The sequence below is a fragment of the Chitinophaga sp. RAB17 genome, assembly GCF_052114225.1.
Taxonomy (GTDB): domain Bacteria; phylum Bacteroidota; class Bacteroidia; order Chitinophagales; family Chitinophagaceae; genus Chitinophaga.
This window is the reverse complement of the sequence record NZ_JBFREI010000001.1, coordinates 1,274,819-1,290,214: the sequence shown is the minus strand read 5'-3', so window position 1 is coordinate 1,290,214 and position 15,396 is coordinate 1,274,819. Positions and strand designations below refer to the sequence as shown.

The following is a 15,396-nucleotide window of genomic DNA, read 5'->3' as shown; positions in this document are numbered from 1 at the left end:
TCCTGAAAACAATGAAAGGGAAAATAATCAGGGGGTACGCCTGCTCTCAACAGTGTAGACGAAGCTCTCTGCTTTGTAATAGCCCAGATTGTACTCAATGGACCGCTCTGCCTGATCAAAAACATATCTTTTCCTGAATAGGATAGGGCTGTCCGCATTAATTTCCAGTTTAGCAGCAATGAATTTATCGGCGGTCCTGGCGCTGATTTCCTCCTTTGACAAAGTAGCCACCACATAATGATCCTGCTGCAGCATTTCATACAAGGGCTGCTTAAAATCTTCGTCGCCGGTGAGGCCGATCCTGGGGTGAAAATAGGAAACGAAGTAAACAAATGGCTCCTGGGGATTGCCCCGCAAACGCTCCAGCTTCATCACCTTTTTGTCTGTTTTGATATCAAAGAAATTCGCGACCTGCTCGTCGGGATACACCCAGCTGATATGCAATTCATAATTCTTTATGGTAACTCCCCTGGCTTGCATTTCCTGTGTAAAGCTCATCCAGTTCATGGACTTGGAACTCATTTTCTGATGGGCCACTTTGGTACCCACTCTTTTTTTCCGCACCAGCAATTCTTCGTACACCAGCTTATTGATGGCCTGGCGCAACGTAGGACGCGAAATAGCCAGCTTCCTGGCCAGCTCTATTTCATTGGGCAACAGCTTTCCAGCCTGGTATTCCGGCTGTTTTATCAGTTCCCGTAAAAGGTTTTCCACCTGTATGTGTAGTGGGGTCCCGCTCTGATGATCGATTGCTAAATTCATATATGTAGTAACATAGAAGCCGTGCAAGTTAATAAATAGCGGCATTTTTTAAGACTTTTGATGTCCACCAGGCAATTTCACTTGATAAGAGCAGTGGGTATTTAAAGGAAATACAAATAAATATTTTAATAAAATAATATATAAATCATTTATTGTTAGTTAAGGCAGATGATCTGTAAATTTTTATTTCGAAAAAGTTTGACGCTATCGTTTTAATATGTACTTATGTATATACAAACCGAAATCTAATTACTCATTTGTCTGCACTGTTATGAAAAAACGCGTCCCAACTATCCTGCGACAGAAATATCTGTGCTTTCTATTGTTCCTGTTTACAGGAAATGCCTCATTTGGTCAGACACTATTCACCGTAACAGGTAAAGTGCTGGACACAAAAGGACAAGGCATGCCAGGAGTAACCATAAAGGTGAAACATCGGCCCGCCGGCACCGTCACCACCTCCTCCGGAGAGTATTCCATCAAACTAACAACCGCTTCGGATACCTTGACATTCTCCTCCCTGGGATACCAGCCGCAGGAGATCCCGGTGAACGGACGGAGCACCATCCTCGTAACATTACTGGATAACCGGAACGACCTGAACGACGTAGTGGTGGTCGCCTACGGCCAGCAAAAGAAACAAAGCATGGTCAGTTCTATTACGGCCATAAATCCCAAAGAGATCAAAGGGCCTACCAGCAATCTGACCACTATGCTCGCCGGACGTATATCCGGATTGGTATCGTACCAACGGAGTGGTGAACCGGGAGCAGATAATGCTTCCTTCTTTATCCGCGGCATCACCTCTTTTGGATCAGGTAAACTGGATCCCTTGATATTAATCGATGGAATGGAATCCACTTCCACTGAACTGGCGCGTCTGCAGCCGGATGATATCGCCGGCTTCTCCGTCCTGAAAGATGCCGCGGCTGCATCTCTGTACGGCGCACGGGGTGCCAATGGCGTCATACTGGTTGTTACCAAAACAGGTAAATCCGGCGTAACGAAAATGAATATTCGCCTTGAAAACTCTTTCTCCTCCAACACCCGGAACATTGAGCTGGCGGATAATATCTCTTACATGGAACTGGCCAACGAAGCAGCCATCACCAGAAACAGGCTGGCGCCGTTGCCTTATAGCCAGAACAAGATTGATCATACCAAAGCAGGCGACAATCCTTACCTGTACCCCAGCAATAACTGGCTGGGAACACTGATCAAAAATTTTACAAATAACCAGCGCCTCAATCTCAATCTCTCCGGCGGCGGACAGAAAGCACAATACTATGTAGGCGCTACGATGAACCAGGATAATGGTATCCTGAGAACACAAAGTGATAACAACTTCAATAACAATATCAAGTTAAGGAGCTATGAGATTCGCTCTAACGTGAATCTGAAACTTACCTCTACCACGGAAGCCATCATCAGAACTACCGGGAATTTCGATGACTACAATGGTCCTGTTGGTGGTGGTGCTGCTATCTTCAAAAGTGCATTGAACTCAAATCCGGTGTTGTTCCCTGCTACCTTCCCCGCCAGTGATCTGCCTAACGTGAAACATCCTTTGTTCGGCAACACTTCCCGCGGTTCCAATGGTGAAGTATATAATAATCCCTACGCATCTATGGTGTCCGGATTTCAACAATACAACACCTCTACATTGAATGTACAACTGGAAGTAAAACAGGACCTGAGTTTCATTACACAGGGCCTTTCCGCCAGGGTCATGGCGTATACCAAACGCTATTCCTACTTTAATCTGAGCCGGCAGTATAATCCGTTCTTCTACTCAGCCAGTCCTACAGTAAAGGACCCGGATAAATATTCGCTGTCCCTGCTAAATGAAAAAACGGCTACGGAATATCTTAATTATACACCCGGCGATAAGATCGTGAATACTACCACCTACATGGAAGCGGCGGTGAACTACAATCGTACGTTCAACCGTGTGCATAGCATCGGTGGCTTATTGATTGGTATCCGCCGGAACTATCTGAACGGAAATGCAGGCGATCTGCAACTGTCGCTTCCCTTCCGCAACCAGGGCGTTTCCGGAAGATTCACCTATGGCTATGATAACCGCTACCTGTTGGAAGGAAATTTCGGATACAACGGATCGGAACGTTTTGCAAGTAATAATCGTTACGGCTTTTTTCCCTCTATCGGTGTAGCCTGGAATGCAGGTAATGAAAAGTTCCTGGCAGGATTAACCGATGTAATATCGCAGCTAAAATTCCGTGCTACCTATGGCCTCGTAGGTAATGACCAGATCGGGAATGCCAACGACCGTTTCTTCTACCTGTCCAATGTGAATCTGAACGACGGCAACTTCAGTTCATACTTTGGAGAAAACTACGGATATGTAAAATCGGGCGTTTCTATTTCCAGGTATCCGAATAATAACATCACCTGGGAGAAATCCCAGAAGACTAACATCGGTCTGGATCTCGGGTTGTGGAATGCGCTGACGGTGACCGTAGATGCCTATAAAGAACGCCGCAGCAGCATCCTGATGTCGCGGGCTTATATTCCATCTACCATGGGGCTTACCGCGCCAATCAGCGCCAATGTAGGTGTGGCAGAAGGCCGCGGTATAGATTTATCCATGGACTACAACAAGAACTTCGGAAAAACCTGGTTACAGGTGCGGGGAACATTCACCTATGCCGCGAGTAAACTGTTGGTGAACGAAGAACCACAATACGCCGATAACATGCAATATCTTTCCCGCGTTGGTCATTCGCTGGGCCAGGTATATGGACTTGTGGCAGAAAGATTGTTTGTGGATGAAGAAGATGTTAAGAACTCACCCCGCCAGAATTTCGGAGAAGTAAAAGGAGGAGACATCAAATACCGCGACCTGAACGGCGATGGACAAATCTCCAAACTGGATATGGTGAATGCGCTGGGATACCCTACCACGCCGGAGATCATCTATGGATTCGGATTCTCTTTTGGATATAAGAATTTCGATATCAGTACCTTTTTTCAGGGCTCTGCCAGATCTTCCTTTTTCATAGATCCTGCTGCTATCTCTCCTTTTGTTGTGGATGGTGGTAATCAACACGGACTGCTCAATGTTATTGCTCAGAACCACTGGTCAGAAGACAACCGTAACCAGTATGCCTTCTGGCCGAGACTGGGTCTTACGCAAAATGAAAACAACAATCAGCCTTCCAATTGGTGGCTGCGCAATGGCGCTTTTCTCCGGATGAAGAGTGCAGAAATCGGCTATAATATCGGCGAGAAAGGAATGAAAAGGTATCACATATCCGGGCTGAGGATCTATGCCAACGGTACCAACCTGTTCCTGATCAGTGCATTTAAATTGTGGGACCCCGAGCAAGGTGGCAACGCCCTGGGCTATCCTGTTCAACGCGTGTTTAATATAGGCATCAACATTCAGTTATAGTATCCGGATAAAATCTACCACTATGCAATTATCATATACTTGTTTAACATCAGTGAAATGTATGCGCAGCCAACGTATTGCTGTGTGGACGCTGAGCGCTTTGGTGATGCTTTTTACTTCGTGTAAAAAAGGATTTCTTGATATCATACCCGATAACGTACCCACGATCGAGCATGCTTTTGCCAACCGTGTGGAAGCGGAAAAGTATTTATTTACCTGTTATGCTTATCTGCCTAAAGAAGGACACCCGGATAAGAACCCCGCATTTAGTGGTTGTGATGAGGCCTGGACCTACTGGCCCATGAGCGAGGATTATTTTTATCTCGATCCTTATAACATTGCCCGCGGTAATCAGAACAGCGCCGGTCCGTACATGAACTATTGGGATGGATACGATGGAAAGTCATTGTGGCAGGGTATCAGGGCCTGTAATATTTTCCTGGAGAATGTTGGTAAAGTGATAGACCTGCAACCCTATGAAAGAGACCGATGGATCGCGGAAACGAAATTCCTGAAGGCATATTTCCACTGGTATTTATTCAGGATGTATGGCCCTATCCCAATCATAGATAAAAACCTGCCCATTACGGCATCACCGGATGAAGTGCGGGTGTTCAGGCAACCTGTAGATTCAGTAGTGAATTATATAGCCGGCCTGTTAGATGAAGCTGCTGCCGGTGAAAATACGGGGCTACCACTGTCTATCACCAGCGCCACTACAGAACTCGGACGTATCACGAAAGTTGCAGCCCTGGCTATCAAAGCGCGGGTACTGGTAACAGCCGCCAGTCCCTTGTTCAATGGCAATAACGATTTTGCAGGCATGAAAAATAAAAATGGACAGGTGCTTTTTAATCCGCAATACGATGCCTCCAAATGGACGAGGGCACGGGAAGCCTGCAAAAAAGCCATCGATCTTGCACAGGCAGCAGGAGTGAAACTATACCACTTCAATCCTTCCATTTTTGAAGTAGATCATGCTACGCAAATAGAAATGAATATTCGCAATGCCGTGTGCGAAAAATGGAACAGTGAACTTATATGGGGACTGACCTCAGACGGAGATCCTACCTACTGGCTGCAAACATATGCCTGCCCGCAATTAGATCCCAATGCATTCAACCTTAACCTGAAAGGTAAGCTGGCGCCCCCTTTGAAAATAGCTGAAATGTTTTATACACAGCATGGTGTACCGATAGAGGAGGATAAAACCTGGGACTATGCAAACCGTTTCAAGCTACGCACGGTGGCTGCAAAGGATACCGCGATGCAGGAAGGATACAGAACAGTGGGACTACATTTTGAAAGAGAACCACGGTTCTACGCAGACATGGCATTTGATGGTTCCAAATGGTTCATGAAAAACAACAACTACAATATTCAAAGTAAGCTGGAACAATATTCCGGGAAAAAACAAAGCCGCTTGTATTCTATCACCGGCTACTATACCAAAAAAATCGTGAGCTGGAATATGGTCTTTACTGCTACTTCATTGCAAACGGAGTCATATCCCTGGCCTGTTATGCGCCTGTCAGACCTTTATCTCCTGTATGCAGAAGCACTGAATGAAACCGGAGCTTCCGCTGAAGCATTGACTTATCTGAACCAGATCCGTGAAAGAGCGGGGCTACAGTCCGTAGAAACGTCATGGACTACTTATTCCAACAATCCATCGAAGTATGCGTCTGTAGCCGGACTCCGCGACATTATCAGGCAGGAGCGCAGTATAGAAATGGCGTTTGAAGGCAGTCGCTTCTGGGATCTGCGCAGGTGGAAAACGGCACCGCAAGTACTGAACAGCCCTATCTACGGATGGGATATCCTGCAATCAACTTATGAGGATTATAATCGTAAGGTGTTTGTGTTCAATATGCAGTTTGTGGCGCCACGCGATTATTTCTGGCCGATCAAGGAAGATAATCTGCAAGTAAACCCCAACCTCGTGCAAAACCCCGGTTGGTAATGGCGCTTTATTCTGTTAAAATATTTGTACCTGCCTAAATGCACTGATATGAACAAACGAACTTATTTCAATAGCATATTAATATCCCTGCTGGCCATCTGCTCCTGTAAAAAAGAGGAGCCCAGGTCTGTTCAACAAGACAGCACACCTCCGGGAATCGTTGGTAATGTAACCGTAACGAATCTCAACGGCGCAGCGAAGATCAGCTATACCTTACCGGGCGATGCTGATCTGTTATGTGTAAAAGCGCTGTACCAAACCACGAAAGGGACAAAACATGAAACCAAAGTAAGCCGCTACAATAACAGCTTACTGGTAGAAGGGTTTGGAGATACCAGTACATACAAAGTATTGTTGTATGTGGTGGATAAAAGTGAGAACGTTTCCCCCGCCGTTGAAGTGACGGTACACCCACTGGAACCACCGATCTGGATAGTGAGAAGATCATTGGCCATAGTGCCTGATTTTGGTGGTGTAAATGTAAAATATATCAATGGGGGAGAAGATGACCTGGCACTGGTGGTGCTGGCGAATGACTCTCTTGGCCAGTTCTCTCCGGTAACTACTCAGTATACTAATCTCAAGGAAGGAAATTTCTCTACCCGAAATATGAAGGATGTACAAACGCAATTCGGCGTGTATGTCCGGGACCGGTGGGGTAATTTATCCGATACCCTGCAGGTGAAACTGACACCGCTATTTGAAGAGCTGCTGGATCGTAACAAAATGAAAGAAGTGATATTGCCGGGTGATGCGCCTTTAGGTTATGGCGGCAATGTAGCAGGTCTTTTTGATGGCAACACTACCAGCGGTTTTTATCATTCGGGAGACGCTGCCAGGATGCCCCAGTGGTTTACCTATGATATGGGCGTAACGGCTAAACTAAGCCGGCTGGTATGGTTCATGAGACCCGAATATTATTACTCGCTGCATAATCCCAGGGTAGTGGAAATATGGGGATCCAATAAACCTAATCCAAATGGAAGTTTTGATGCCAGCTGGACACTGTTGGCCACCACTACCCAGGTGAAACCATCCGGGTTACCGGAAGGACAGCTTTCACAGGCGGACATAGATGCCGCGTTGGCTGGGTGGACGGTCACATTCCCGTTGAATTCGCCCAAAGTGCGTTATATCCGGTTTAAAACGCTGAAGAACTGGTCTAACGGTACTTACGTGAATTTTCATGAGATCATGATGTGGGGAGATACAAAATAAATTATCTGTCAACCAAGAAATAAACAACATGAAGGATATTAAATTTTTCACTTTTTTATGGATACTCGCCATCACTGGTTTTATGGTATCCTGCACCAAAACCAGGGGCGATGCCTACAGAGACTATATGAAAGGCGGTGAGATCACTTATCCTGGTAGAGCAGACACCGTGTTTGTACGCTCTGGCCTCAACCGGATACAGCTGTCTGTTATACTGGGCAACGATCCATTAGTGACGCAACTAAAAGTTTTCTGGAACAATAACAGCGACTCCCTGGAGCGCGCTGTAAAACGAACAACCGGGATCGACACGATTGATGTACTGGTGCCGGGTCTGAAGGAGGGCGATTATAATTTTATCATTTACACTTACGACAAGGAAAGCCATCGGTCAGTGATGGTGAATGCTTTCGGGGTAGCCATTGGTCAGAACTATGTTAGCACGCTCACGAACCGAACCTTGCAATCCTATACGCAATCTGCTGATGGCAACCAGGTGATACTGAACTGGGGTGCACCTGCTGCGGGAGAACAAGGTATCGAGGTGAGTTATACCGGCGCCGATGGAGCTGCCCGTAAAATAACAGTACCAGCCACCGAAACACGTACCGTACTTCCGGATTATAAAGAAAGTTCACCACTGACTTACAATTCAAGATACAAGCCTGACTCCACTGCATTTGAATATTTTTATCCCAAAGCAGGCACCATCACTTTGCCGGCATTTGAAAAAGAACTGCCCAAAGCTGGCTTTAAAGTACTTGAATTGCCGACCGATGTAAAGGATGGCGGCTATGGTTGGTTGATCAATTATTTGTGGGATGAAAATTATAATCCCCCTGGTTTTGCCTCACAGTCAATTATCCCCTGCTGGTTCACCATTGATTGCGGTAAAACGGCTACACTCAGTCGTTTTAAAGTATGGCAAGCCAATGATCGCCTATATGAAAAGGAAAGCGTAAAGACCTTTGAATTATACGGTAGTAATCAGCCTGCAGCGGATGGTAGCTGGGGCAGCTGGACAAAAATCAATGCTTATGAGTCCATCAAACCATCCGGTTTGCCTGTTGGACAAAATTCGGATGATGACATCACTTATGCCAAAGCAGGAGAAGTGTTTGGCATACCTCCCGGTACAGCCCCATTCCGGTATTATAGGTTTAAATTACTAACAAACTGGGGCAAGAATACGTTTATGACTATGGAAGAATTTACTTTTTATACACACGACAAGTAAGCAAAAATGAAACGACTATTTATACTACCATGCCTCATACTGGCCATGGCTGCACACGCGCAGAAAGGAGAATTGAAGTTGTTATCCTATCCCGGCCGGGTAGAAACAGCGCAGATCAGCAATGCTACATTAGCTAAACAGATATTGGCGGACCATCGCCTGGATACCGTACAGGCGTGGGCGTTAAAAGTACTGACCGGTTTCAATGCAGGCACCGGTTATGGCGAGATTTGGATCAGAGATTTTAACACCTTTATCAAAGGTTCTTTGAAAGTGCGCAGCAGTCAGGACGTAAAAGAGGCATTGCTGCTCTTCTTCAAATTACAAGGTGCAGATGGTAATATTCCTGATGGAGCTATCAATGAGAAACAGGCAAACATCGGGTATAAGTATGCTTATTCTGAACTGGCACCAGGCTGGGCCAGCCATAAGAACACCGTAGAAACGGACCAGGAATCATCCCTGATACAAGCTGTCAGACAGTATATCGATGTAACGGGAGATAAAAGTATTCTCCAGGAAAAGATAGGCAATCAAACGGTGCTGCAAAGAATGGAAGCTGCGCTGCGTTTTGTAATGACGGAGCGTTGGTCCAAAGAATATGGTCTTGTTAAAGGTGCTACTACCATAGATTGGGGAGATGTACAACCAGAGAGTGGATGGGGCGTTGCACTGAATGATAAAACCAAATGGGCTATCGATATCTACGACAATGCCATGTTCCTGTCGGCTGTCAACGATTTCCTGGCGATAAAACCTGCGTCTTATACTGCACAGGACAATTGGAATAATGTAGCAGCTTCTCTCAGAAAGAATATCCGCAAACATTTATGGGATGCCGGAGCAGCCAAATACATCCCGCATATTTATTTGAATGGCAGCCCGTTTGCACCGGACTTCAACGAACGCGGTATACTTTACACCGGTGGCACCGCCTGTGCTATCCTGGCCGGATTACATGATAAGAAGGAGATCCGGCAGATCAACCAGCAGTTCCTGGCCGCAGCGGAAAAAGAACCATTCGCCACCATTGGGATGACAGTCTATCCACCCTACCCGGTAGAAGTGTTTCCAAATATGGCAGCCTACGTTTATCAGAATGCCGGCGACTGGACCTGGTTCGGTGGACGTATGATCTCCGCATTGACCATCAATGGTATGCCGCTGGAGGCTTATGCGGAAATGAGCCCGATGCTGGACCGCGTGATCAGTAACAAAGGATTTAATGAGTGGTATGATGTGCGCACCGGCAAAGCATCCGGCTCCGGCGATTTCCGGGGAGAAGCCGGCGTATTGTATGATGCGATTAATCGTCTCAAAGCCTGGGCAGGAAAAATGAAGTAACAGGTTTTAGTGAGGACTGCCGGCTATATTATTATATTATTATGTACTGCAAAATTATACCTGAAAACAGGTAGAAAAATCCCATAGAAAGTTATATTCTATGGGATTTTTTGTGTCTTATTTCAGCCCTTGTGTAGAAAGGCTGGAAAGCATTTGGAATTGGTGATTCCATTATTATCTGGAATGCAGGAATAAAGGAATGAAAATTGAAATGTATTTATTTTTATTACTATATATAGGCGTTCCGGTTATACCCACATAAGTATATTTTTACCGGATATTAATGGATTTTTGTATTGAAGAATATATTAAATTAGCCTTATTGATTTTCCTGTTACCCGGAAGTAAATTGCCATTCTTTATTAAAAACCCAGGATAATGTCACTCCATACGTTAACTACCGTCTCTATTGCTGGCCAACAGTTTCAGCAGTTCATATCGCTTCGCCTTGAGCAAACACTCGATAGTCATCATGACTTTGAATTGAAAATAGGTTATGACTGGTTATTAAAAATAGGTAAGAATATTCTCTCCGCCAGCAAAGCCTTCCTCGGCAAAGAAGTCAATATCGTTATCAATGCTGTTCAGCAGGGTACTGAGATGGAAGCGATGATCTTCAATGGTATTGTGATGTCTATCAGTGCCGGCAAAGATTATGATGGTACCCACGGATTCTGTATCATTCGCGGATCAGGCCCATCGGTCCTCCTGGACAATGATCCTCACATACAATGTTTTGAAGCACAATCGCTGTCCGCCATTGCCCAAACCGCGCTGAAGCCCTGTTTGCCGTATACGGCTTCTCCCAAAGTGGCGCCTGAAACAACGACTAATCTCAAATATATAGTGCAGTATAAAGAATCAAATTTTGATTTTCTCCACCGCCTCTCACAACGTTTTGGAGAATGGTTCTTTTACAATGGACAACAAATCGTATTTGGCCAGTACACAGGTAAAAAAATAAATCTGGTGCATATGGTGGACCTGCTGGAATTTGAATTGCAACTAAAGGTGAAATCAAATAACCAGCTCTTCAATGGTTATGACTACCGCGAACACCAGGTAGTGCAAAAAAATACACAGGAACAGTCCTCTGGAAATATGGATGCATATACCCAACAGGTACAATCACTCAGTGAAAAACTATATAATAAGCCTTCTCTTTTTAAAATGACCTATGCGTTCACTACGAATGCCAAAGCAGAACTGGACCAGTTACTTACCCGACAGAAAAAAGGACGGCTGGCAGATATGGTACACCTGAAAGGCAATAGTAAAAATACTGCGATACGTATAGGCGATACCGTTTCTGTAAAAGAAAATGTATATAATGAAGAAGATCACGGTGAGTTTTTCATCACGGCTATCACACATTATTGCAATGGCAATGGACAATATCATAATGAATTTACCGGCATCCCGGCAGAAGTAGCCGCTCCTGCCGTTGATATTGAAAACTTTCCTCATTGTGAAGCCCAAAGTGCTACAGTGGTAGACAACCATGATCCGAAAGGGCTCGGTCGCATAAAAGTAAAATTCAAATGGCAGCAACAGGGTAGTACTCCCTGGTTACAGATCATTTCTCCCCACGGCGGAGGAGATAAAGGATTTTATATGGTCCCGGAAAAAGGGGAAGAAGTAATAGTGGATTTTGAAGGAGGTAACCCGGAACTACCTATGGTAATGGGTACCACCTATAACGGCAAAGCCAAAAGCAGCTTCGGTAATGCCGGTAACGATGTAAAAGCGTTCAAAACCAGGAGTGGTATTTCCTTCTTAATGAACGACGCCGCCGGTAGTGTTACCATTAATGATCCCAGCGGCAACCAGGTGATTATGCATGGCAATAAACATGTGACCATCAATGCCCCGGAGAAACTGGTTATTAACTCAAAAGATATTGTCATTAACGGCTCCAACTCTATTAAAATTGGTACAGGCGCCGATCCTACACATGTGGTGATTGACACAACAGGTAATAAGATCGATATCAAAAGTGATACAAATAGTATTCATGGAAAAGACAATACTATCACCGGCACCTCTAACAAGGTGAACGGACAAAATAATCATATCCAGGGTGAAAGCAAACTGGACGGAGGAAACGTTTTCATCAACTAATATAAGTCCAGCCCATGTTTGGTAATAACAACCCGGAGAAACAACTTTTCTTTAGAAAGCCATTTTCTGAGAAATACACACTTACGATCAAAGCAGATGTATTGGCAGGCTCCATGCCTATTAAAACCACTACTGAAATCAGGTGGAATCTGCAGGTAATAAAGGTAGAAGAAGATCTGATCGAAATAGAGCTGATAACACTGGATAATGAATTGCTGGCAACCAATAACCCTGCACTGAAAGATCTCGCACGTATGAATCAGGCTTTTGCCAGGATGTACAATGAAATACATGTATTGATAGATAGGAGCGGGAAAGTGAAAAAGGTATTGAATGAAGAATTGATTAAGCGCAAATGGGCTTCTACCAAAGCAGAAATGCAGGCAATAGAAAACCAGGTAGAGGCTGTAAAAGGCATCATTATACTCAATGACGAGATCTTTACTTCTCCCGAAAAAATAGTGACAGCTGTTCAAAACAATGAGTTTTTCAGCATTTACTTTCATCATGTATATGGCCGCAAACTGCCCGGTGATACGCCCGTAGAAACCAGGTGGAATCATTTTCAGCAGGCGCAGGTAGACTGGAGTTATAGCATCCGGTCTAATGTTACCCTACCGGTAATGACCAACCAGTCTTCTGTAATAATAGATGTAACAGGCTATCCCGTTACACGCCTGGACAACAACTGGATAAAGAAAGCATACAGCGCTTTTCAGAATGTTGATACCAGCCAGATTAAGCCACATCTAACAGAACTGGGCAAATATAATATTGACCCGCAAACGGGCAGGCTAAAAGAAGCTTATCTGTTGAAAGAGGAAATAGCTCACCCACAGTTTATTTTCTCAAAAATGGAATATACCATGAAGGCTGCCAATTAATATAAACTTAGATCAATCATCCATATCTAAACCTATTGCGATGGGGGCAAAAATAACTACGGAAAAAGAGTTCTGGCAATGCAGTGGGGGCCTGATGCCTGCGCCTATGCAGAGTACTCAGCTGGTAACCAAGAAAAAAGATGGCAATAAATATATCACCATAAATGATAAAAGCACACAAAGCTTTGTTGATTTTGCCTGTAAAAAAATGATGTGGCTGATGGCCCTGATAGCCGCCATCGTAGTTGTGGCGGTAGTCGCTACAGGAGGTGCTGCGCTGATAGCCATCGGTGCTTTGGCAGGTGCTGCCGGGGCTGTACTAGGCGCAGTGGTAGGGAGTCTTATCTGCGGACAAAGAGCCGCTATTGCGCGTATCTGGATAGGTGAAAAGGCGGATTTCAAAATCCTCGAAACACCTACTGTTACAGGAGAGCATAAAATGGTTTGTAATATTTTTGGTGAACAGATTTCGTATGCACCCAATGTCAAAAGCTGGTGGCAGGCGATATCGTTGGGTGCCGCCAATTTTATTGGCGGAGTACTGGAAGGTGCGATGGTAGGCGCCGCAGTAGGAGGCGGTGTTGCCTTTATGGAAGGTGGTATGGCGGCACTCGCGGAAGGAGGCATCGGCGGATTGGGACGTAGTGCTTTACAGCTGGTCAAATCGTTGCCGGGTAACTTGTTGAAAAATTTCGTAAGTTCATGGACCACCGGACTAGGCGCTGGTTTAAGAGCTACTACAGGCGTACAACAGGTCGCACAAACTTACGGTGAAACCGGAACAGCCGGCGTGGGCGATTTCGGCAAAGGAGTAGTAGGTATGGAAACCGGTACTGCTGAATCTGCTCAGCGAATATTTACCGGACAGGGTACTGCCATGGACTATATTGGTATTGCGATGTGGTTTACACCCGCACATAAGTCTGCAGAGGAAGCCAAAAAGGGTAATAAAGGCGGAAATGAAGAGCAAAACCGGAGTAATCGGGAAGAGGGAGAAACACCTGTAAATGATGGGCCTCCACCTGAAAATGAAGCAACTGCCCGTCCTGATGGAGAAGCATTTGAAGATCCTGCACCACTTAGAAATTCAGCCATAGGAGATATAGGGGAAGCAGCAGTAGTAGACAGATTGATCGCCGACGGTTACACTGAAATATTACAGGTACAAAATAATTCAGGTCATGGTGTAGATATCATCGGAAGAAATCCAACGAATGGGCATGTTAAAGCCATTGAAGTAAAAGCGAATACTTCCCGATTAAGTGAAGCACAGCAACAAGGCGGTGAAGTATATGTGGAAGACAGGCTTAGAAGGGCTGCCAACGGTGAACGTGGCTACGGGGTTCCTCCTAATCCACCTGAACTGCCACAGCAGGCAAGACAGGCACAGAGATGGATAGAAAATGCACCTAATGTTGATTACGAAGTGCATCGCGTGCCAGTAGACAGAACTACCGGCGTAGTAGGAGAGCCGGAAGTTTCACCATGGGACCCACCGGCACCGGAACCCGAAGAATAATTAGTATCATTTTTGAGAAGAAATAATTTCAAAATATCATTATATGGCATTAACAGAACAAAAGGTACAAGAGGTTGTCAGCGAATTAAAAGAATGGTTTAGTAAACCAAATGCAGAAGATTTCCATTTTAAAGAACCAACCAATCAGATTGAAACTATACTGAAGGAATCTAAAGTGCAGAAAGCCGTAATGGTTGATTTAAAAACATTGAACAACTGGTACGGAAATAAGTTTGTTTACCAGGCATTGGCAGAGAATGACCTCTCCACCGAACCTGTTTTCTTCGCCAGCAGTTATTATGTAAGTGTCATCGCAGATATCTTTGCATTGGGATATCCTGGTAACCCACCCAAATTACTGTTTACTGATCTGGCCATGTTTCTTGCCAATTGCCTGCAGGCAAAATGGTATGATAAAAGCCATGAAATAATCGATATTATCAACAAAGGCCTCAGTACTAAATTTCTTAAAGGAGGATTGAACTACGCGAAAGCCGCCTGGTTTATTACAGAAATCGCCAATAAGGCATTCAATATAACAGCAGACTATTCCAATTATAAGTATCCCAGTACACTTGGAGTCTATCAACAGGCATTAGATAAATGGAACACGACCGATCTTGCTGAAGTAGATAAAATGGTATCCGAAATGTGTGATTACCATTTAAGTCAGGCTGATTTTAGTGAAGAAACGCCCTTAGAATTCAGCTTCGTAAAAGAATTTGTTTTTACTTACGAAATACTTGCCTGGTTATCGATCAGAGAGAAAGCGGGAATAAAAAACCCGGAAAGCTTTACCCACGCGTTAATGCAACTGCCTGTAAATAAATTGCCTGAGCAGCCAATCGCATTCAACAACATTAAATTGTTTGAGGAGATTTTGAAAAAGCTGAAGGAAGAATTCCCTGCATAGCGGATTAAATAATAATCAAA

The 15,396-nt window shown here is 44.7% G+C and carries 10 protein-coding genes; 9 read left to right on the top strand and 1 reads right to left on the bottom strand.

Annotated elements, in window-relative coordinates; all coding sequences use genetic code 11:
- Positions 1 to 27: 27 nt before the first annotated feature.
- On the bottom strand, positions 28 to 762 hold the full coding sequence (locus tag AB4Z08_RS05095) for a GntR family transcriptional regulator (RefSeq protein WP_441572647.1): 735 nt from the start codon (positions 760 to 762) through the stop codon (positions 28 to 30).
- Positions 763 to 1,033: 271 nt separating this feature from the next.
- Here AB4Z08_RS05095 and AB4Z08_RS05090 point away from each other — a divergent pair, with 271 nt between their 5' ends.
- From AB4Z08_RS05090 to AB4Z08_RS05050, 9 genes are all read left to right on the top strand, one after another.
- On the top strand, positions 1,034 to 4,177 hold the full coding sequence (locus AB4Z08_RS05090; RefSeq protein ID WP_441572646.1) for a SusC/RagA family TonB-linked outer membrane protein: 3,144 nt from the start codon (positions 1,034 to 1,036) through the stop codon (positions 4,175 to 4,177).
- A gap of 61 nt (positions 4,178 to 4,238) precedes the next feature.
- Positions 4,239 to 6,140 carry a RagB/SusD family nutrient uptake outer membrane protein gene (locus AB4Z08_RS05085; RefSeq protein ID WP_441572645.1) on the top strand — a complete coding sequence of 634 codons (1,902 nt, stop codon included), beginning with the start codon at positions 4,239 to 4,241 and terminating at the stop codon, positions 6,138 to 6,140.
- 48 nt (positions 6,141 to 6,188) lie between these two features.
- Positions 6,189 to 7,358 (top strand): DUF5000 domain-containing lipoprotein, encoded by a 1,170-nt coding sequence (locus AB4Z08_RS05080; RefSeq protein WP_441572644.1) that lies wholly within the window; start codon positions 6,189 to 6,191, stop codon positions 7,356 to 7,358.
- A gap of 28 nt (positions 7,359 to 7,386) precedes the next feature.
- Positions 7,387 to 8,595 (top strand): DUF4998 domain-containing protein, encoded by a 1,209-nt coding sequence (locus AB4Z08_RS05075; RefSeq protein ID WP_441572643.1) that lies wholly within the window; start codon positions 7,387 to 7,389, stop codon positions 8,593 to 8,595.
- Positions 8,596 to 8,601: 6 nt separating this feature from the next.
- A complete protein-coding gene (locus AB4Z08_RS05070) occupies positions 8,602 to 9,939 on the top strand; it encodes a hypothetical protein (RefSeq protein WP_441572642.1) in 1,338 nt (445 codons plus the stop codon).
- A gap of 378 nt (positions 9,940 to 10,317) precedes the next feature.
- Positions 10,318 to 12,060 (top strand): type VI secretion system Vgr family protein, encoded by a 1,743-nt coding sequence (locus AB4Z08_RS05065; protein WP_441572641.1) that lies wholly within the window; start codon positions 10,318 to 10,320, stop codon positions 12,058 to 12,060.
- A 14-nt stretch (positions 12,061 to 12,074) separates the two neighbouring features.
- Positions 12,075 to 12,944: a hypothetical protein gene (locus AB4Z08_RS05060; RefSeq protein ID WP_441572640.1), complete on the top strand. Its 870-nt coding sequence runs from the start codon at positions 12,075 to 12,077 to the stop codon at positions 12,942 to 12,944.
- A 40-nt stretch (positions 12,945 to 12,984) separates the two neighbouring features.
- Positions 12,985 to 14,463, top strand: coding sequence for a hypothetical protein (locus tag AB4Z08_RS05055; protein WP_441572639.1), 1,479 nt, complete (start codon positions 12,985 to 12,987; stop codon positions 14,461 to 14,463).
- Positions 14,464 to 14,506: 43 nt separating this feature from the next.
- On the top strand, positions 14,507 to 15,376 hold the full coding sequence (locus AB4Z08_RS05050; RefSeq protein ID WP_441572638.1) for a hypothetical protein: 870 nt from the start codon (positions 14,507 to 14,509) through the stop codon (positions 15,374 to 15,376).
- Positions 15,377 to 15,396 lie beyond the last annotated feature (20 nt).